Origin of the sequence: Pseudomonas xantholysinigenes, assembly GCF_014268885.2 — a bacterium.
Taxonomy (GTDB): domain Bacteria; phylum Pseudomonadota; class Gammaproteobacteria; order Pseudomonadales; family Pseudomonadaceae; genus Aquipseudomonas; species Aquipseudomonas xantholysinigenes.
The window spans coordinates 3,837,301-3,855,870 of the sequence record NZ_CP077095.1; the positions used below are offsets into that span (position 1 = coordinate 3,837,301).

General features: G+C 64.0%; 19 protein-coding genes. 3 read left to right on the top strand and 16 right to left on the bottom strand.

The window, feature by feature from the left end; all coding sequences use genetic code 11:
* Positions 1–1,184: 1,184 nt before the first annotated feature.
* The 12 genes from HU772_RS16985 to ccmA form a co-directional block, all read right to left on the bottom strand.
* The gene (locus HU772_RS16985; RefSeq protein WP_186660790.1) at positions 1,185–1,973 is read right to left on the bottom strand and encodes a PhzF family phenazine biosynthesis protein; all 789 of its coding nucleotides are present in this window, start codon (positions 1,971–1,973) and stop codon (positions 1,185–1,187) included.
* A gap of 51 nt (positions 1,974–2,024) precedes the next feature.
* Positions 2,025–2,963 (bottom strand): 2-hydroxyacid dehydrogenase, encoded by a 939-nt coding sequence (locus HU772_RS16990; RefSeq protein ID WP_186660791.1) that lies wholly within the window; start codon positions 2,961–2,963, stop codon positions 2,025–2,027.
* Between the two features lie 67 nt (positions 2,964–3,030).
* Positions 3,031–3,456: a hypothetical protein gene (locus HU772_RS16995; RefSeq protein ID WP_186660792.1), complete on the bottom strand. Its 426-nt coding sequence runs from the start codon at positions 3,454–3,456 to the stop codon at positions 3,031–3,033.
* A gap of 12 nt (positions 3,457–3,468) precedes the next feature.
* Positions 3,469–4,656 carry a c-type cytochrome biogenesis protein CcmI gene (gene ccmI, locus HU772_RS17000; protein ID WP_186660794.1) on the bottom strand — a complete coding sequence of 396 codons (1,188 nt, stop codon included), beginning with the start codon at positions 4,654–4,656 and terminating at the stop codon, positions 3,469–3,471.
* Positions 4,649–5,125: a cytochrome c-type biogenesis protein gene (locus tag HU772_RS17005; protein ID WP_186660795.1), complete on the bottom strand. Its 477-nt coding sequence runs from the start codon at positions 5,123–5,125 to the stop codon at positions 4,649–4,651. Before HU772_RS17005 ends, ccmI begins: the two co-directional genes overlap by 8 nt.
* Positions 5,122–5,658 carry a DsbE family thiol:disulfide interchange protein gene (locus tag HU772_RS17010; RefSeq protein ID WP_186660796.1) on the bottom strand — a complete coding sequence of 179 codons (537 nt, stop codon included), beginning with the start codon at positions 5,656–5,658 and terminating at the stop codon, positions 5,122–5,124. Before HU772_RS17010 ends, HU772_RS17005 begins: the two co-directional genes overlap by 4 nt.
* Positions 5,655–7,628: a heme lyase CcmF/NrfE family subunit gene (locus tag HU772_RS17015; protein ID WP_186660915.1), complete on the bottom strand. Its 1,974-nt coding sequence runs from the start codon at positions 7,626–7,628 to the stop codon at positions 5,655–5,657. The genes HU772_RS17010 and HU772_RS17015 overlap by 4 nt, the downstream gene beginning before the upstream one ends.
* 11 nt (positions 7,629–7,639) lie before the next feature.
* Positions 7,640–8,095: a cytochrome c maturation protein CcmE gene (gene ccmE / locus HU772_RS17020; protein WP_186660798.1), complete on the bottom strand. Its 456-nt coding sequence runs from the start codon at positions 8,093–8,095 to the stop codon at positions 7,640–7,642.
* Complete coding sequence (ccmD, locus tag HU772_RS17025) at positions 8,092–8,268, bottom strand: heme exporter protein CcmD (RefSeq protein ID WP_046854700.1); 177 nt, start codon at positions 8,266–8,268, stop codon at positions 8,092–8,094. The genes ccmE and ccmD overlap by 4 nt, the downstream gene beginning before the upstream one ends.
* Positions 8,265–9,032 (bottom strand): heme ABC transporter permease, encoded by a 768-nt coding sequence (locus HU772_RS17030; protein WP_186660800.1) that lies wholly within the window; start codon positions 9,030–9,032, stop codon positions 8,265–8,267. The genes ccmD and HU772_RS17030 overlap by 4 nt, the downstream gene beginning before the upstream one ends.
* Positions 9,033–9,078: 46 nt before the next feature.
* Positions 9,079–9,747 (bottom strand): heme exporter protein CcmB, encoded by a 669-nt coding sequence (gene ccmB, locus HU772_RS17035; protein WP_186660802.1) that lies wholly within the window; start codon positions 9,745–9,747, stop codon positions 9,079–9,081.
* Positions 9,744–10,376: a cytochrome c biogenesis heme-transporting ATPase CcmA gene (gene ccmA, locus HU772_RS17040; RefSeq protein WP_186660804.1), complete on the bottom strand. Its 633-nt coding sequence runs from the start codon at positions 10,374–10,376 to the stop codon at positions 9,744–9,746. Before ccmA ends, ccmB begins: the two co-directional genes overlap by 4 nt.
* A gap of 152 nt (positions 10,377–10,528) precedes the next feature.
* Here ccmA and fliK point away from each other — a divergent pair, with 152 nt between their 5' ends.
* The 3 genes from fliK (at position 10,529) to HU772_RS17055 (ending at position 15,434) form a co-directional block, all read left to right on the top strand.
* Positions 10,529–12,109 carry a flagellar hook-length control protein FliK gene (fliK, locus tag HU772_RS17045; RefSeq protein WP_186660806.1) on the top strand — a complete coding sequence of 527 codons (1,581 nt, stop codon included), beginning with the start codon at positions 10,529–10,531 and terminating at the stop codon, positions 12,107–12,109.
* The gene (locus HU772_RS17050; RefSeq protein WP_186660808.1) at positions 12,106–12,447 is read left to right on the top strand and encodes an EscU/YscU/HrcU family type III secretion system export apparatus switch protein; all 342 of its coding nucleotides are present in this window, start codon (positions 12,106–12,108) and stop codon (positions 12,445–12,447) included. The genes fliK and HU772_RS17050 overlap by 4 nt, the downstream gene beginning before the upstream one ends.
* Positions 12,448–12,548: 101 nt before the next feature.
* Positions 12,549–15,434 (top strand): dermonecrotic toxin domain-containing protein, encoded by a 2,886-nt coding sequence (locus tag HU772_RS17055; RefSeq protein WP_186660811.1) that lies wholly within the window; start codon positions 12,549–12,551, stop codon positions 15,432–15,434.
* 417 nt (positions 15,435–15,851) lie between these two features.
* On the opposite strand, the gene HU772_RS17060 is transcribed toward HU772_RS17055, so the two are convergent.
* From HU772_RS17060 to HU772_RS17075, 4 genes are all read right to left on the bottom strand, one after another.
* Entirely contained in the window at positions 15,852–16,247 is a 396-nt protein-coding gene (locus HU772_RS17060; RefSeq protein WP_186660813.1) for a DUF2802 domain-containing protein, read from the bottom strand.
* A gap of 1 nt (position 16,248) precedes the next feature.
* Positions 16,249–16,728, bottom strand: a complete 480-nt coding sequence (locus HU772_RS17065) for a chemotaxis protein CheW (RefSeq protein ID WP_023630607.1) — start codon at positions 16,726–16,728, stop codon at positions 16,249–16,251.
* Positions 16,729–16,795: 67 nt separating this feature from the next.
* Complete coding sequence (locus HU772_RS17070) at positions 16,796–17,701, bottom strand: CheW domain-containing protein (RefSeq protein WP_186660815.1); 906 nt, start codon at positions 17,699–17,701, stop codon at positions 16,796–16,798.
* The gene (locus HU772_RS17075; RefSeq protein ID WP_186660817.1) at positions 17,701–18,489 is read right to left on the bottom strand and encodes a ParA family protein; all 789 of its coding nucleotides are present in this window, start codon (positions 18,487–18,489) and stop codon (positions 17,701–17,703) included. The genes HU772_RS17070 and HU772_RS17075 overlap by 1 nt, the downstream gene beginning before the upstream one ends.
* Between the last annotated feature and the right edge of the window lie 81 nt (positions 18,490–18,570).

An 18,570-nucleotide genomic window follows, 5' to 3' on the forward strand; every position in this document is an offset into this window, starting at 1 on the left:
AATCAATGTCTCCGAGAGTCTTTCCCTACGAGTGGTAACACTGAATACGCAGGCATGCCAGTTTAGCTCCGACTGAAAACCTACCCTAAACACCCTCGCTTAAATATACAAAAAAAAACCACAACGAGCCTAGAATTCATTGAATTAGCAAAGCAGCAGACGCCTTGCTTTCCCAAGGTCATTGGGGGGCTCTTTGCTGTTGTTTTTGGAGGTATTGGAATATAGGTCGCGGATTGGACCTGGATCTGGATCTGGATCTGGATCTGGATCTGGATCTGGATCTGGATCTGGATCTGCAGTGATTGTTTTGATTTTTGTATGCGCATTCATTGGCGATGTTGACGCATAGTCACCTTTCCGCCCTTACGGCGGGTAACTTTTTGAAGGATCAAAAAGTCACCAAAAAATCCTCGCTCCATTCATCCGGCCCCTACGCTTCGCTCCGGGGTTCCCTCGCTCCGTTCTTGCTCCCGGGAGGACCGCGCTGAACGCCCCATCCTGGGGCGCAGCGCTTGACGGGCATCCATGCCCGTCACCTCCCTTCGCAAGAACTCCACTCGGCCTCCTGAAGTCGCAATTGGCGGCGCCTGAACTATCGCGCGCTTAGAAGCAAGAGCAAGAGCAAGAGCAAGAGCAAGAGCAAGAGCAAGAGCAAGAGCAAGAGCAGAAGTTTTAAATAGATTCCTGGCAGTTATTTAAATATTGACTGCTCTGGCCCTTTCGCGGGCAAGCCCGCTCCCACAGGAGAGTGGTGGAAGTTGAAAATATACATAACCCTGTGGGAGCGGGCTTGCCCGCGAAAGGGCCCTGGAGATCACAGAATTGCAACTAGCGACAGCTACGCCAGTGCAGGCGCCGCCCCTAACTTCGCGACTTCAGGAGGCCGAACGTAGGCCTTGCGGAGGGAGGTGACGGGCATGGATGCCCGTCAAGCGCTGGGGCCCAGGATGGGCCCTACAGCGCGGTCCTCCCGGGAGCAAGGCCGGAGTGAGGGAATCCCGCCACGAGCGGGACGGATGAATGGAGCGCAACGGCTTTGGTTACTTTGGCCGCGGACGGCGAGTTACGACCAAAGTAACCCGCCGTAAGGGCGGAAAGGTGAATAAGCGTCGACATCGCAAATGAATGCGCATACAACTTTCAAAACCACCAAAGACCAAAACCAGCAACTAGTAACTAGCAACTCAAAGAAACACCACCCCACGCATATAAAGCGCCCCCGCCCCACGAATAATCACCCGCCCATTCCCCGGCAACTCACAATGCAACTGCCCCTTGCGCCCGCCCCCCTGCTCACAGCGCAAGCTGTCCTTGCCCAACCGCTCAGCCCAGTAGGGCACCAATGACGTATGCGCCGACCCCGTCACCGGATCCTCATTGACCCCCACCCGCGGCCCAAACCACCGCGTGACGAAATCAAACCCCCGCCCCGGCGCCGTCACCGCAATCCCCCTCACATCGAACGCCGACAACGCCACGAAGTCCGGCTTGAGCCCCTCGATCAAGTCAACATCATCGATCACCACGATAAAGTCATCCGTCCGATACAACGCCCGCGCCTCAGCCAGCCCAAGGGCCTCCAGCAACCCGGCCGGCAAGTCCTGCGCAACCGGCTGCTTGGCCGGAAAATCCATCGCCAGCAACCCATTGGCATCACGACTGACCCGCAACTCACCGCTACGGGTATTGAACCGCAACACCTCTGCCCCCTCGCCCAGTTGCTCGAACAACACCCAGGCCGCCGCCAAGGTGGCATGCCCACACAGGTCGACCTCCACCGACGGGGTGAACCAGCGCAGGTCGAACACCTCACCGTTGCGTACGAAGTATGCAGTCTCGGACAGGTTGTTCTCTTCGGCGATGCGCTGCAGCACCTCGTCTGGCAACCACTGCTCCAACGGGATGACCGCCGCCGGATTACCGCCAAACGGCACGGCAGAAAAGGCATCGACCTGGAAAATTTCGAGTTGCATGCAAAAGCTCCTCAAGCCCGACACACCGCCAGGCAGGCATTGATAAAGGGATCAGGCACGAACCGGGGTCAACACCGGCTCGCCGGCGAAGAACGCCTGCAGGTTGCGCAGCACCAGGGCCACCGTGTCACGCGCCGCCTCCGGCGACTGCCCCGCCACGTGCGGCGTGAGCACCGTGTTGCCCTGTGCCTTGAGGGCATCCGGCACTGCTGGCTCGTCATCGAATACATCCAGCGCCGCCCCAGCGATCACGCCGCCGCGCAAGGCGCCGACCAACGCATCGGTATCGACCACGCTGGCCCGGGCGATGTTGACCAGGTAACCCTCGGCACCCAGCGCCTCGAGCACTGCGGCATCGACCAGGTGGCGGGTGCCGTTGCCGCCGGGCGTGGCCACCACCAGGATGTCCACCGCGTCGGCCAGGTGCAGAGGGCTGTCGTACCAGGTGTAAGGCACCTCGGCACGGGGCGTGCGGCTGTGGTAGCTGACATTCATGTCGAAGCCCTGGCTGGCACGGCGGGCAATGGCCTGGCCAACCGCGCCCAGGCCGATGATGCCCAGGCGTTTGCCACTCACCGACGGGCTGATCACCCGGTTCCACTCGCCACGCCGGGTGCTGGCGTCGGCCCGGGGAATATCACGCAACAGCGCCAGCAACAAGGCCATGGCATGGTCTGCGACCGGTCCGGCGTTGGCCCCGGCGCCGTTGGTGACGATGATGCCTCGCGCCGCGGCGGCGACCAGGTCGACCTGCTCGTAGCCAGCGCCGATCACGCAAATGATCCGCAGCTTGGTCAAGGTCGCGATCTCAGCGGCGCTCAGCCCCAACGGGCCCCGGGTCAACACGGCATCGATCTCGTCGCCATGCCGGGCAATGGCGTCGGCACGCATCTGTGGCGACGGTGCGCGAATCAAGCGATAGCCGGCCCGTTCCAATAGCGGCAGGTAGTCATCGACGGTTTCCACCAGCACCAGGACTGTCTTGCTCATGCCACCCTCCGGTTGAATGCGAAGAGGGAGTATGCCAGCTGCCAGCCCTATTGCGAGCCCAAGGCAGCTATTGCCCGAACGCGCGCCCCAAACCACCCGGCACACCGCTGCTGTCGGTGTCCTGCCACGGCCCGTTGGGGCTCAACGACCAGCTCCAGCCGTTGTTCCAGCGGTAATAGGTGCGCTGGCGATAGAAGGTGTTAGGCTGTTTCTCCAGCACGTAGACGCCCAATTTAGGGTCCCAGTGGCTGGCACCGCCGGGCGGCGGCGCGAAGCTCGCAGAAGTACGCGGCATAGGTTTGGGAATCGCCGCTGGCTTGCTCGGCTGGCTGCCGGGCTGGCCGCCCGGCAACGGCTTGACCACCGGCCCCTGGTGTGGCGGCGGCGTGGTCTCGATGGGCGGCAGCGGCTCGCGCTCACCCGGCTGCTGCACCGTACACGCGCAAAGACCCAGGGCCAGGGAAATCAGGGTCAGGCGGACGGTGCTGTTCATGGGGGTGCTCTCTTATGAGTCGGGGCTGTCGATGGTCACATGCTGGGTGCCCTGGGTACCGGTGGCCAACGGCGCGCTCTGGCCCTTCCACTCACCCTGGGTTGGCTGCCCGGCGCGGGAGACACGGGCAACCAGTTGGACTTCAGCGAAGTCCGACAGTTTCATCTGCGGCATCATCGCATCGGCATCCGACAGCTCCACCTCGATCGGCAATTGCGCCACCGTCACCCGCTTGGCCGCCAGGGGCATCGGCGGGCCCTTGAGCGCGCGGGCGAAGATGAACACGGTGTCGTCCGCACGCACCTTGTCCTTGAGCGCGGCGGCCAACTCGACCCGCACTTTCAGCCGCGCGGCCTGGACGACCTTGCCGCCCCCGGCCTTGAGCTTGTCGGCGGCTCGGTCGATACCACCCTGCAACGCGGCGCGCGAGGCGTCGCCTTCCGGCAGCAAGGCCAGCAGACGGTTCCAGAAGTCGATGGCTTCCTGGTAGCGCTCACCCTCGAACGCGGCAATGCCGCGCAGGCCCAGGCTGGTGACTTCCCGCGGGTCGGCCTTGAGCGCCTCGTCGGTGAGCCCCTGCAGTTGGCTGTTCCATTGCTTGTCGCTGGCGAAATACAACGCCTGGGCCCATTGCCCGAGCAGCTCGGGCTGACGCCCGGCCAGGGCCACCGCACGCTCGAATGCCTTGGCGGCATCCGCCGGGCGTTGCTCGGCCATGTAGGCGCGCCCAAGGAAATACAAGCCTTCGGCCGAATCAGGCTGTGCCTGCACGGCCCGCTCCAGACGGGTCGTCATCTCTTGCATCGACTGCGGCGCCTGGGCGAACTCCTGGGTCAGCTCGACCTTGTCCGCCGCGCCGAAGTGCAGGTACAACCCCAGTGCCATGGCCGGCACCAGGAGCGCCGCCAGCAGCGGGATGACCTTGCCCAGGTGGCCCTGGCGGGCTACCTCGTCGCGTTCGGTATCGGCCAGCAGCTCGCGGGCAGCTTCGTCGCGGCCCTTTTCCAGCTGCTGCGCATCGAGCACACCGGCGGCCTGCTGGGCGGCCAGTTCGGCGACACGCTCCTGGTAGAGCGCCACGTTGAGGCCGGTACGGTCCTGTTCGGCCTGCTGACGGCGCTGACCGCGCAGGATCGGCAACAACAGAAATGCCAGGGCGGCGAGCAGCAGCAGGCCCGCGCTAAGCCAGAATTCAGTCATGGGTACGTTCTTTTTCCAGCAGTTTGGCGAGACGCTCGCGTTCGTCGGCGGACAGTTCGGTGGTGCCGGCCACGGCTTGGCCACGGCGCCGGCGGACGATCACCGCCAGCACCACGAAGCCCCCGGCCAGGAGGATCCCCGGGCCGAACCAGAGCAGCCAGGTGCGCCCGCTGAGCGCCGGCTTGTAGCGCACGAAATCGCCGTAGCGGTCGACCATGAAGTCGACGATCTGCTGGTTGCTCTGGCCTTCGCCGAGCATGCGGAAGATTTCGCGGCGCAGGTCGGCGGCGATCGGCGCGTTGGAGTCGGCGATGTCCTGGTTCTGGCACTTCGGGCAGCGCAGTTCCTTGGTCAGTTGCTGATAGCGCGCGCGCTCGGCCTCGTCGCGGAACTGGTAGGTGTCGATGGCGGCCTTGGCCACCCCGGCCAGGCTCAAGCCCAGGACTACGGCTGCAAGCCAGCGTTTCATGGTCGGGCCTCGTCGACCAGCCCCTGGTACAGCGGCGCCAGCTGCTCGCGCCACACCGTGGCATCGACCACGCCGACATGCTTGTAGCGGATGATGCCCTTGGCGTCGATCAGGAAGGTTTCCGGCGCGCCGTACACGCCCAGGTCCAGGCCCAGCGAGCCCTGTGGATCGGCGATATTCAGCTGGTAGGGGTTGTGGAACTCGGCCAGCCATTTCAGCGCGGCGGCGTTGTCGTCCTTGTAGTTGACCCCATGGATCACCACGCCCTGCCCGGCCAGCTGGTTCAGGTACGGATGCTCGACCTTGCACGAGGGGCACCAGGTGCCCCATACATTGACCAGCGCCGGGCGACCCAGCAGGTCGGCCTGGGTCAGGGTGTGCTCACCCTGTACCGTCGCCAGCGAGAACGTCGGGAACGGCTTGCCGATCATCGCCGAAGGCAACTCGTCGGGCTTGAGGAACAGCCCCTTGTAGAGAAAGACCGCCACCAGCAGGAACACCGCCAGTGGCACTACCATGATCCAACGCTTCATGCAGTTGCTCCAGACACGCCCAGCACCTCACGCACCCGGGCTTTGACCTTGACGCGGTAGCGCCGGTCGAGGGCCGCCAGGAAGCCGCCCAGCGCGGTCAGCAGACCGCCCAGCCAGATCCAGCGGACATAGGGTTTGATATGCACCCGCACCGCCCAGGCGCCGTTTTCCAGCGGCTCGCCCAGGGCAACGTACAGGTCGCGGGTGAAGCCGGCATCGATGCCGGCCTCGGTCATCATCGACTGCTGCACGGTGTACAGGCGTTTTTCCGGGTGCAGCACGCTCACTTCGCGGCCTTCGCGGGACACCCGCACGGTGCCCTTGTCGGAGATGAAGTTCGGCCCCTCGAAGTGCTTGGCGCCTTCGAACAGGAAGTGATAACCGCCCAGTTCGACGGTTTCGCCAGGCGCCATGCGCAGGTCGCGCTCGGCGCTGTTGTTGCTCGACAGCACCACGCCCAGGGCGCACACCGCCAGGCCCAGGTGCGCCAGCTGCATGCCCCAGTAGCTGCGGTTGAGGCCTGCCAGGCCTTTGACCAGGCCCTTGTGCCGGGTCTTGTCGAGTATGTCGCGCACACCGCTGAGCACCACCCATGCAGCCAAAGCGAACACGCTCAGGGCCGGCCAGTCGAAGTCATCGACCAGCAACCCGGCCAGCGGCGCCAACACCGCGCTGCCGATCAGCACCGGAGTCAGCATGCCGGCCAGCCATTTGCCGGGGGTGTCCTTCCAGCGCACCACCACGCCAATGCCGAGCACCAGCATCAGCAGTGCCATCAGCGGCAGGAACAAGGCGTCGAAATACGGCGGTCCGACCGACAGCTTGGCGCCGGTCAGGGCGTCGAGCACCAAGGGGTAGAGGGTACCCAGCAGGATCATCGAGGCCGCCACCACCAGCACCAGGTTGTTGGCCAGCAGCAGGGTTTCCCGCGACCACAAGGCAAAGCCCACCTGGCTCTTGACCACCGGCGCGCGCAGGGCGAACAGGGTCAGCGAACCACCGACCACGAACAGCAGGAAGATCAGGATGAAGATGCCGCGCGACGGGTCTGCGGCAAAGGCATGCACCGAGGTCAGCACGCCAGAGCGCACCAGGAAGGTGCCCAGCAGGCTCAGCGAGAACGCGGCGATGGCCAGCAGCACGGTCCAGCTCTTGAACACGCCACGCTTCTCGGTGACCGCCAGCGAGTGAATCAGGGCCGTACCCACCAGCCAGGGCATGAACGAGGCGTTTTCCACCGGGTCCCAGAACCACCAGCCGCCCCAGCCCAGCTCGTAATAGGCCCACCACGAGCCCAGGGTGATGCCCACGCCGAGGAAGGCCCAGGCAACGATGGTCCAGGGCCGCGACCAACGCGCCCAGGCAGCGTCCAGGCGCCCACCGAGCAGCGCGGCGATGGCGAAGGCGAAAGCCACCGAGAAGCCGACATAGCCCATGTACAGCATCGGCGGGTGGACGATCAGGCCGAAGTCCTGCAGCAGCGGATTGAGGTCGCGACCATCACCCGGCACCTGTGGCAACAGGCGCGAGAACGGGTTGGAGGTGATGATCAGGAAGCTCAGGAAGCCCACGCTGATCATGCCCATCACCGCCAGCACCCGGGCCAGCATCACCTGCGGCAACTGGCGCGAGAAGATCGACACGGCGAAGGTCCAGCCACCGAGGATCAGCGCCCACAACAGCAGCGAGCCCTCGTGGGCGCCCCACACGGCGCTGAACTTGTAGTACCAGGGCAAGGCACTGTTGGAGTTGCTGGCCACATAGGCAACCGAGAAGTTGTCGGTCATGAAGGCGTGGGTCAGGCAGGCAAAAGCGAACGCCAGGAAGGCGAACTGGCCCCACGCCGCAGGGCGCGCCAGGCTCATCCACAGGCGGTCGCCACGCCAGGCGCCGAGCAGCGGCACGCTGGCCTGCACGGCGGCGAAGCAGATCGCCAGGATCATCGCCAGCTGGCCCAGTTCAGGAATCACCAGGGCTGCGTTCATGGCTTGGTCTCCCCACCAGTGGCGGCCTGGCCGCTTTCCTTGAGGGCCTTGGTGACCTCGGGCGGCATGTACTTCTCGTCGTGCTTGGCCAGCACCTCGTCGGCCACCACCACGCCGTCGGCGTTCAGCTTGCCGAGGGCGACGATGCCCTGCCCTTCGCGGAACAGGTCAGGGAGGATGCCGCGGTAGGTGATCGGCACCGACTTGCTGTAGTCAGTGACCACGAAGCGCACGTCCAGCGAGTCGGCCGAGCGCTGCACCGAGCCTTTTTCGACCATGCCGCCGGCGCGAATGCGGGTGTCCAGCGGCGCCTCGCCGTTGGCAATCTGGGTCGGGGTGTAGAACAGGTTGATGTTCTGTTGCAGGGCGCTGAGGGCGAAGCCCACCGCCACGCCGACACCGGCCAGCAGGCCGAGGATGATGAACAGGCGTTTCTTGCGCTGCGGATTCACGGTTTGTTCTCCCGGCGCAGACGACGCGCCTCTTCTTGCAGGTAGCGACGGCGGGCCAGCAGGGGCGCTGCGACATTGAGCGCCAGCACCGCCAGGCAGATGCCGTAGGCCGACCAGACGTACAGGCCATGGTGCCCCATGGCCAGGAAATCACTGAAGGACGCGAAGCTCATCGTGCCGCCTCCCGGCCCAGGCTGTTCAACACCTCATCGCGCACCCAGCTGGCGCGGGCCTCGCGCTTGAGCACCTCGAGGCGCATGCGCAGCAACAGTACCGCGCCGAAGAAGCAATAGAAGCCCAGCGCGGTGATCAGCAGCGGCGCCCACATCTCCACCGGCATCGCCGGCTTTTCGGTGAGGGTGAAGGTGGCGCCCTGGTGCAGGGTGTTCCACCACTCCACCGAGTACTTGATGATCGGGATGTTGATCACACCGACGATCGCCAGTACCGCGCAGGCCTTAGCGGCGCTATCGCGGTTGCTGATGGCCTGGCCCAGGGCGATGATGCCGAAATACAGGAACAGCAGGATCAGCATGGAGGTCAGACGCGCGTCCCACACCCACCAGCTACCCCAGGTCGGCTTGCCCCATATCGCCCCGGTCACCAGTGCCACCGCGGTCATCCAGGCGCCAATGGGGGCCGCGCACTGCAGCGCGACATCGGCCAGTTTCATCTTCCACACCAGCCCCACCACCCCGGCCACCGCCAGCAGCACATAGCACGACTGCGCCAGCATCGCCGCGGGCACGTGGATATAGATGATGCGGAAACTGTTGCCCTGCTGGTAGTCCTGGGGGGCGAAGGCCAGGCCCCAGGTGATGCCAACCAACAGCAGCACGATGGCGGAGACGGCCAGCCACGGCAGCATGCGGCCGCTGATGGCATAGAACCATTTGGGGGAGCCCAGCTTGTGGAACCACGTCCAGCTAATTTTCATCAGGGTACATCCAGGGTATTGGCCGGGCTGCGGTGCCCGGGACTCGTTATTCGCCGACGCTGATCTTCAGCCCGGCCGCTATCGCAAAGGGTGCCAGTGTCACGGCCAGGGCAGTCAGGCTGGCGAGCCAGAGCAGATGACCGGTGGCCGGCATATTCTGCAATGCCGCTTGCAACGCGCCACTGCCCAGGATCAATACAGGGATATACAACGGCAGAATCAGCAACGCCAGCAGCAGGCCGCCACGCTTGAGACCGACCGTCAGCGCCGCGCCCACCGCGCCCAGCAAACTCAGCACCGGGGTGCCCAGCAGCAGCGAGGCCAGCAGCACCGGCAGGCAGGCGGCAGGCAGGCCAAGCATCAGCGCCAGCAGTGGCGCCAACAATACCAGCGCCAGCCCGGAAAAGATCCAGTGCGCAAGCACCTTGGCCAACACCAGCAGCGCCAGCGGGTGGGGCGACAGCACCCATTGCTCCAGCGAGCCGTCCTCGAAATCGCTGCGGAACAACCCGTCCAGCGACAGCAACACGGCCAGCAGGGCCGCGACCCAGATCAGGCCCGGCGACAAGGTTTGCAACAATTGCGTCTCGGGGCCGACCGCCAATGGGAACAGCGCCACCACGATGGCAAAGAACACCAGCGGGTTGGCCAGCTCCGCCGGGCGACGGAACAACAGGCGCGCCTCGCGGCGCAACAGAAGAACAAATACGCTCATGCCGCCCATTGCCCCAGGTTCAGCTCGCGATAGCCGTCAGGCTTGCGCGCGAGCGTGTGATGGGTGGTCAGCACCACGGTGCCGCCCTGTTCGCAGTGGGCCGCCAGGTGCGCTTCCAACTGGGCCACGCCCTGTTTGTCGAGGGCGGTGAAGGGTTCATCGAGGATCCACAGCGGCGGGCTGTCCAGGTACAACCGAGCCAGGGCCACGCGACGTTGCTGGCCGGCCGACAGGGTATGGCTGGGGACATCCTCGAAGCCGCGCAGGCCGACGGCCTCCAGGGCCTGCCAGATCGCGTCGCGGCCGGCCGGCCGGTGCAAGGCGCACAGCCAGGCGAGATTTTCCTCCGGGGTGAGCAAGTCCTTGATCCCGGCGGCGTGGCCAATCCACAGCAACATGCTGGCGAGGGCGTGGCGCTGCTCGGCCAAAGGCTGGCCATTGAACAGGATCTGCCCGGCGGTGGGTTGCATCAGCCCGGCCAGCAGGCGCAGCAGGCTGGTCTTGCCGCTGCCGTTGGGGCCGGCGATCTGCAGCATGTCGCCGGGGCGCAGCTCGAAGTCCAGGTGCTCGAAGAGCAGTCGCCAGTCGCGCTCGCAGGCCAGGCCGGCGGCTTGGAGGTGAAGGGTCACGGTATCGCCTTATGCAGTATGGGGCCTGATCGCACCCCCTTGTCTCAAGTCGCCTCAAGCCCTGCCGTTATACTGGCAGTGGCGGGCAGGCGGCATTATTACACGCGGTGCCGCCCTGCCAAGAGGGCGGGTTCAACAGGTTGTATACAATCATGACTGAAATCAATAGTCTCGGCGCACAAACCACGGTGAGCCCACAGGTGGCCAAGGCCGCCATGACCGGTGAACTGCTGCGCCTGCTGCAGGCCCAGCCCGGCATGCTGCCGCCCGGCGAAAACGCCGAGGCCGAGGTGGTCAGCCTGCGCCAGGTCGGCCCGGACTTCCAACTGCTGCTACGCCTCACCCAGGCCAATGGCAACCAGACACAAGTGCTGGCCAATGCCAGCCAGCCCCTGGCCCCTGGTAGCCAGATCATCGTCAGCCAGCCCGACAGCAACCGCCTGGCGGTCATGGTGCAACTGGGCAACGCCGGCAACATCGCTACCCTGACCCAGGTCGATACTCGCCAGGTACCGGTCGGCACCCTGTTGCAGGGCAAGGTCCTGACCAGCCAGGCGCTGCCAGCGACAGTTGGCGAGCCCGTCAGTTTCCGCTCGCTGGTAAGCCTGCTCAACAGCCCCCAGGCCGGCGCCACCCTGGTCATCGACAGCCCGCGCCGACTGCCGCTGGGCAGCCTGCTCAGCGCCATGGTGCAAGGCGACCAGTCGTTGCGCTTCGTGCCCCTGAGCGGTCGCCAGGACCAGCTGGCCGTCACCCAGCACCTCTCGACCCAGCAGGCCCAGCAGGCCTCGCTGACGGGTGTGCTCAGCACCCTGCAACGCATCGCCAGCGCCCCCGATGCGGGTCTTGAACTACGCGCCAGTGCCGAACGCCTGCTCGCCAGCCTGCCCGAGGCGCGACAACTGGGGGATGCGAAGAACCTCGCCCAGGCACTGAACGACAGTGGCACTTTCCTGGAGGCCAAGCTGTTCGGTGGCCAGGCCAGCGGCATCGCTGCGGACCTCAAGGCACAATTGATCCGCCTGGTGGCCCAGGCCCTGCCCAATCCATCGGGGCAGGCCGCCCTCGCCGCGCATCCGGCGCTGGCCAGCGCGCCCCAGGTCCTGGCCCATGCACTGCCGGGCCTCGCCCGCAGCGCGCTGGGCATGCTCGGCCAGGTCAGCCCACGCCCGCAGCCAAGCGCCTTCCCCCTACCCTCGCGCCTGCTGCAAAAGCTGGAAAGCGAGGGCGACCTGCAACAACTGCTGCGCCTGGCGGCTGCAGCGATATCGCGGCTGCAGAGCCATTCGCTGTCGAGCCTGCAGCAAAGCGGCACCCTCGACAACGGCAACCAGCAGACCACCTGGCAGACCGAGATCCCGGTGCGCCACGGCCAGGAGTTCATCCCTCTGCAGGTCAAGCTGCAACGCGAAGAAACTCCGGAGCAACAGGCCGAGCGCGAACGCGAGCAGCACGATCCGCTGGAAGCGCTATGGCGTATCGAACTGGCTTTCGACCTGTCGCCGCTTGGCCCGCTGCAGGTCCAGGCGCAACTGGCCAAGGGCCGTTTGTCGGGGCAACTGTGGGCGCAGCACGAGCAGACCGCACGCCTGATCGACAGCCAACTGGGAGCCCTGCGCGAGCGCCTGCTGGCCCGCGGGCTGGATGTGGGCGACCTGGAATGCCATCCCGGCACTCCACCGCAAGGCCCGCGCACACGCCTGGAACAACGTTGGGTGGACGAGAACGCATGAGCAGCAAGCAACCCCGCCAGGCCATCGCCCTGAGCTATGACGGCCAGCAGGCGCCTACCCTGACCGCCAAAGGCGACGACGAACTGGCCGAGGCCATCCTCGCCCTGGCTCGTGAGCATGAGGTGCCGATCTACGAGAATGCCGAGCTGGTGCGCTTGCTGGCGCGCCTGGAACTGGGCGAGCAAATCCCCGAGGCCCTGTACCTGACCATCGCCGAGATCATCGCCTTCGCCTGGCAGTTGCGTGGCAAGGTACCGCCGGGATTCAACGACCAACAAGCCTCGACCCGGGACATCTCGCCTGCGTCTCGCTTGCTGCCATCGCCCGAAAGCCGGTAGAGACGGTTGCAGCGACCTGTGGCCCCCAACAGCAATACATACCACTTGTGACTTGCGTACCGGGTTGATCATGGCCTCTCCCTTGCCCGGATCGCCCGCTGATGAACATTCGACACGACAAGACCAACCACCTCGGAAAAGCCCCCCAAGCCATTGTCGGTAGCGCCGGCAAGCAGCATGTGAAACACATCCTCGCCAATGTGCCCCGCCCAGACCTCAGTGCTATCCAGGCGATACGTGAGTGGGCGAGCGCCGACCATCCCGGACTAGAGCCCAAAGACATCCTCGCTGTGACGTTGCACTACAAGTTCGACAAAGCGCGTGGCTGGCTGGTGCGCATAGCCGAGCAAATGACCATGACCGAGGCGTTGCTGACCAATTGGCAGGACCAGTCCACAGCACTCACGGTGCAGAATGCAATAGCGCAAGGCATGCGACCGCTGAGTGCCATCAGCCTGCTCGGCATGCTGCCCGACCTGCTCTGGCCCCATGGCCATGTTTCCTGGGCCAGTGCATTCAGCGACGCTCAGATCACCATAGTCGAACAGTTGCCCAAGGGCGGCTTGCTCGAAGATATCGATGACCACAGTGTTTTCCACGGTCTGTTTCACCAGCAAACGCCCATGCGCTATGACGCCAGCACTTTCGTCGACCTCGATGCCAAAGCGTTCCAGGCCTTCATCTGGAAGCTGGAGTTCCAGGACGTATTCAAGGATCAGCTCGCCACGTTCTGGCGGCAATCTGAAGACAGCTATGCCCTCGCGGCCCGCATCGCCTTCCTCGCGGCGTGCAACAAGCAAACCTTGCAGGGCACGCTCAGCGAATCGGCGCGCCAACTGGCATGGCGGGCAGCAGGTGTCGAGCGTTCAGGCGTGGACTCTAAACAGGGTGACCGCACGTTCGAAGCCAGAATGCTCAATATCCATGGATATCGTTCAAGCAACATCCTCTGCCTGACAGATATCGCTAGTCAGCGGATCGTGCTGTATATCCCGGGTAACGCCTCCCCTCTTCATGAGTTCGCTAGCACCAGACAGCTACGCGTGTGGCTGGCGCTCGCTTGTCGTATGGCCGACAGGAGAACGGCATTGCTTACACACTTCTGTGCCCAGGACATCCCAGACCGTCTTGCGCGCCCCGGGCTAGCCACTGTCCTTCAGGGGCTCGGCCAGTTTCCGCTCCAACGCAGAATCGCCCCTGCCACTTCGGTATATCGGCTGGTGAGGTACTGGAACCCCAACACCGTCATCAACTATCAAGCCGACACCTATAGCCCGTTGATCAAAGGTGATGTGTTCTCGGCGTTGGCTCAGGAACAACGTCGGCGCAGCGAGCACGATGCCAGCTTCCTGATCACCCGGGACAGCGAGGTCAGCAAGGCGACCTGGCGCGGCTACTTCTACTTGACCATGAACTTGCTCACGCCATTCATGCTAGTGGTGCCCGAACTGATCCCTCTGCTCACCGTCGCCGGTGCGGCACAGTTTGGCGTAGGACTGGACCAGGCCATCAACGACAAACACCTCGAACAGCAGGAAGACGGTGCCTGGCAGGCTGCGTTCGGCCTGCTCAACGCCGCACCGGGTATCACCAAGGGGATCAGGGCCAGCAGGACGTTATTTGGCAATCATTCGCTTGGATTCATAAAACCTGTCAGGGTGAACGGTCGTGTCGGCTATCTCCTGAGTCCTGTCGGACCTCCCCACCTGCCTGAGCAGACGACGCTGCCTTATTTTCAGGACCTGGCGACAGTCAGCGAGCACACCAGCGATATGGGCAGCGAAGCCGACCCACATGTCGCCGCTGCCGTCATACGGGGCCGCGCGTTTGGCACCGGCGATCGGTTGTACGGTGACCTGGGCAGGGGCATGGAAATGCTCGTGTACGACGCACAGCGTGACAGTTTCGTCCTCTATTACCCCGACCAGGCGCGAGCCGGGCAGGACTTCATTGCTCAGCCAGATGCTGACAATCCCCAGGCCAGCACGCTAGTGCGCAACACCGAGCCATCACGCCAGGCCACCCCCGCATCGCGCTCCCGCACGCTGCGTGCGCTCGGGGTGGAGATTACCTTACCCGTAGACTTTGAGGCATTGGGCGTCACGCCTGGTGAAGCCATACCCAAGCGGCTGTTCAGTATCTGGGTTGGCGACAAAGTCATCGCTGGCGACTATTTGACCGCGCTGGACCATAACATCCAGGTGCTTCGCAATAGCGACTACGTGCTGACGCTTTACCTCTCCACCACTAACAAGGTCGCGTATCAACAGAACATGGCGCTGCTGCAAAGCCGAATAGCGGGCGGCCTGAAAGTGAAACAGCTGGAGAGCCAGGGCTTTTACGACTTGTTCAAGAACAGCGATTATTTCAACCAGTACCAGGCGGCCATCGCAGGCAACGGCGGTGTGGCCAGCAACTTCTCGTCCGCCTCCGATATCCTGCGCTATCGCATTCTCCACAGTGAAGGCGGTATCTACCTGGACATGGACGATCACCTGCTGCTGGACGAGGGCCCACCACCACGCGCGCGTCTGGATGCAGTATCACTGAATGCCACGCCCGATGGGCTGCTGCTCAGGAGCCCGGTGTGCAACCAGCAGTTGGGCATGTACACCAGCTACAACACCAGCATGATCGGCAGCCACGCCGCCAACCCGGTCCTGAACGATATTTCCGACGAGATCCTTCGTCGCTATCAAGCGCCAGGGGGGCAGGAGTTCTACCAGATCAAGCCACCACCTTCGGACAAAGCGGCGTACCAAATCTATACCAAGAAGCTCAACATGATGACTGGCCCCGGTGTGCTCAACCATGTCATAGACCAACGCCTGCAGCAGTTGCGCACGTTCAGGAACATCATGGACCTGAACAACCTGCCGTTACTGCATGAGGAGGCATTGTTCGACACCGCCGCCCAGGAGCGCGCCGAAAGGCGTCTGCTGCCCCTGGAACAGGTGATCGCCGTGGGCAATGCCCAAGGTTACTGAGCAGTAACAGCCAACAAACAACCATCTCTAGGCTCCTTCGCGACCGAGGCGCATTGCCGACGCCGGTATCCAGGAGGAACGAGGTGACCACGAACGGAATCAATACCGTTGGCAGGCAGTCCGTATGCGGCCAACTGGCCAACACCCCAGGCCCGGACTGGGAGGTGGCGCAAGCCATCAAGGCTTGGTTGCTCAAGCACAATGTGCCCGTGCCTCGCCCAGATCAAGGCACAGGCACCAGCTCAGAACTACCTCCAGCCTGAACGAAGTCATTCCGCGAAATAGTCTGCGATTCTGAGAGTCGCCCTTGAGAAAGCACGGTACCGTGACCAGGCTTTCAGTCGGTTAGTAGAAGTCGGCAACGGACACTCCTGGACCCAGCCTGACAAAAGCGGGCGACGTCCATCGCCCGCTTCATCACTCGCCGCGGTGCAGCTTGCTCATCAACTGCGCCTCGGCCTGGGTCAATCCGCAGGTCTGGGTCAGTTCCTCGACGCTGGCGCCCATCACCACCAGCTTGGCAGCCTGGGTGAAGGTGACGCTGTTGGGATCGCGCTGCTCGAGTTGCTGCAGCTTCTCGGGCAACGGCGCGACCACCGCGCGCAGTTCATGGATCGCCTCGCCCATGCGCACGGTGCCGTTCTGGTAGTCGTCCAGGCGCTTGGCCAGGTCCTTGATGCGCTGGTCACGCAGCGCATCGCCCTGGGCCTGCTGGGCGGCCAGCTCGCGCTGGCGTTTGCTGTAGTTGAGGAAGAACCACAAGCTCAGCGCCCAGAGCAGCGCCAGGAAGATGACAGCAACCTCGAAGATCAACTCAGATGTTCTCCAGCTCGGACCACTCTTCCTCGGTCATCATCTTGTCCAGCTCGACCAGGATCAGCAGCTCGCCGTTCTTGTTGCACACACCCTGGATGAACTTGGCCGACTCTTCGTTGCCGACATTCGGCGCGGTCTCGATCTCCGACTGACGCAGGTACACCACCTCGGCAACGCTGTCGACGAGAATGCCGACCACCTGCTTGTCCGCCTCGATGATGACGATGCGGGTGTTGTCGGTGACTTCGCTGGACATCAAGCCAAAACGCTGGCGGGTGTCGATCACCGTCACCACGTTGCCGCGCAGGTTGATGATGCCCAGTACGTAGCTCGGCGCACCCGGTACCGGGGCGATCTCGGTGTAGCGCAACACTTCCTGCACCTGCATCACATTGATGCCGTAGGACTCGTTGTCCAGACGGAAGGTGACCCATTGCAGGATCGGATCTTCGGAACCTTGTGCAGACGACTTTTTCATTCCCCTAGCCCTCTAAATCCGCCTTTGGCGGTGTGCTCTGTGTAGCCGCGGCAGTAGCGGCGTTGATTCAGTTGTGTTTGGTGTTCATCTGCTTGACCGCGCCACTGGCGATCAGCTCGGCCAGTTCGGCCACGTCTAGCAGCGCGCACATGTGTTCGATCACCGTGCCGGCCAGCCATGGGCGCTGCCCGCGCTGGCTGCGCCACTTGATCTCGTTCGGGTCCAGGCGCAACGAGCGGCTGACCTGGTGCACGGCCAATCCCCATTCGTAGCCCTGCACCGAAATCACGTATTGCAGGCCCTGGCGGAAATCGTCGCGGTAGCGATCCGGCATCACCCAGCGCGCCGTGTCGAGCACCTTGAGATTGCCCGCCTGGCAGGTGAGGATGCCGAGGAACCAGTCCGGCTGGCCGAACAGCGGTGTCAGCTCCTGGCCGGCCAGGGTGTAGATCGACCCAAGGCAAACCAGCGGCACCGCCAGGGTCAGGCCAGCCACGTCGAACAGCAGGCATTCGAAAGGTTCTGCGGCCCAGGCCGGACGGCCGTCGACCGTTGCCGGCGGGGTCGGCGCGGCGGGCGCGACCGGGGCGCGCAGCTCGACCAACGGTGCCACTGGTTCGGCGGCCGGAGCGCTGATCTGCGGCGCAATGCTGGTTTCGGCCTCCACGCTGACGATCGGTGCCGCAACGGGAGGTGCCGGGGGCAATACCGTCGGCAGGACCTTGACCTGCGGTTCAGCGAAAGGACGCACTGGCGCAGGTAACGGGGCCTCCTCGCGCTGGGCATCGCGAGCCTGTTCCTCGCGCACGGCCGCCTCGAACTCATCGCTGGGCGCTGCCTCTACCACTGGCGGGCTGGCTACCGGCACTTGCTCCGGCAGGTCGAATGATTCTGTAGCCTCCTGCAGCAACCCATCGAGGTAGGACTGCAGGGCCAACTGTGGCTTGCTGGTAATAGGCCGGGCCTGATTCATCACGCCACCTGCAACGCGTTACGGTAGGTCAACAGGTGCTTGAGCAGCGCCCGGTAGGCCACCACGCCACGGCTCTTGCCATCGAACTGCGATGGGGTAACGCCATTGCGGCTGGCGTCGCGCAACCGAGTATCGACCGGGATATAGCCCTGCCAGACCTGCTCGCCGTAGGTGTCGCGCAGCACCTTGAGAGTGCCCAGCGAAGCCTGGGTGCGGCGGTCGAATAATGTGGGCACGATCTGGTAGGGCAGCGCCTGCTTGCGCGAGCGGTTGATCATGCCCAGGGTGCCGACCATGCGTTCCAGGCCCTTGACCGCAAGGAACTCGGTTTGCACCGGGATCACCAACTGCTGGCTGGCCGCCAGGGCGTTGACCATCAGCACGCCCAGCAAGGGCGGGCTGTCGATCAGGGCGAAGTCGAAATCCTGCCACAGCTGCGCCAGACTCTTGGCAATGACCAGGCCCAGGCCACTCTGGCCCGGCGACTGACGCTCCAGCACCGCCAGCGCGGTGCTCGACGGCAGCAACGAGATGCGCTCGTCGCTGGTCGGCAGCAACAATTGACCCGGCAGGCCCTCGGGCACCGTGCCCTTGTGCAGGAACAAGTCGTAGCAGCTGTGCTCGAGCGCGTCGGGGTTATGCCCGAAGTAGCTGGTCATCGAGCCGTGCGGATCGAGGTCGACCACGACCACGCGCTTGCCCGCCTCGGCCAGCAGGCCGGCCAGGGCAATGGTAGTGGTGGTCTTGCCGACGCCACCTTTTTGATTGGCTACTGCCCAGACTCTCATAGGACAACTCTTGACTCGTTAATGTCGCCGAACCCTGTGGAAACCGGCTCCCACAGGCACGCGGCGACAGAGAATTGACGA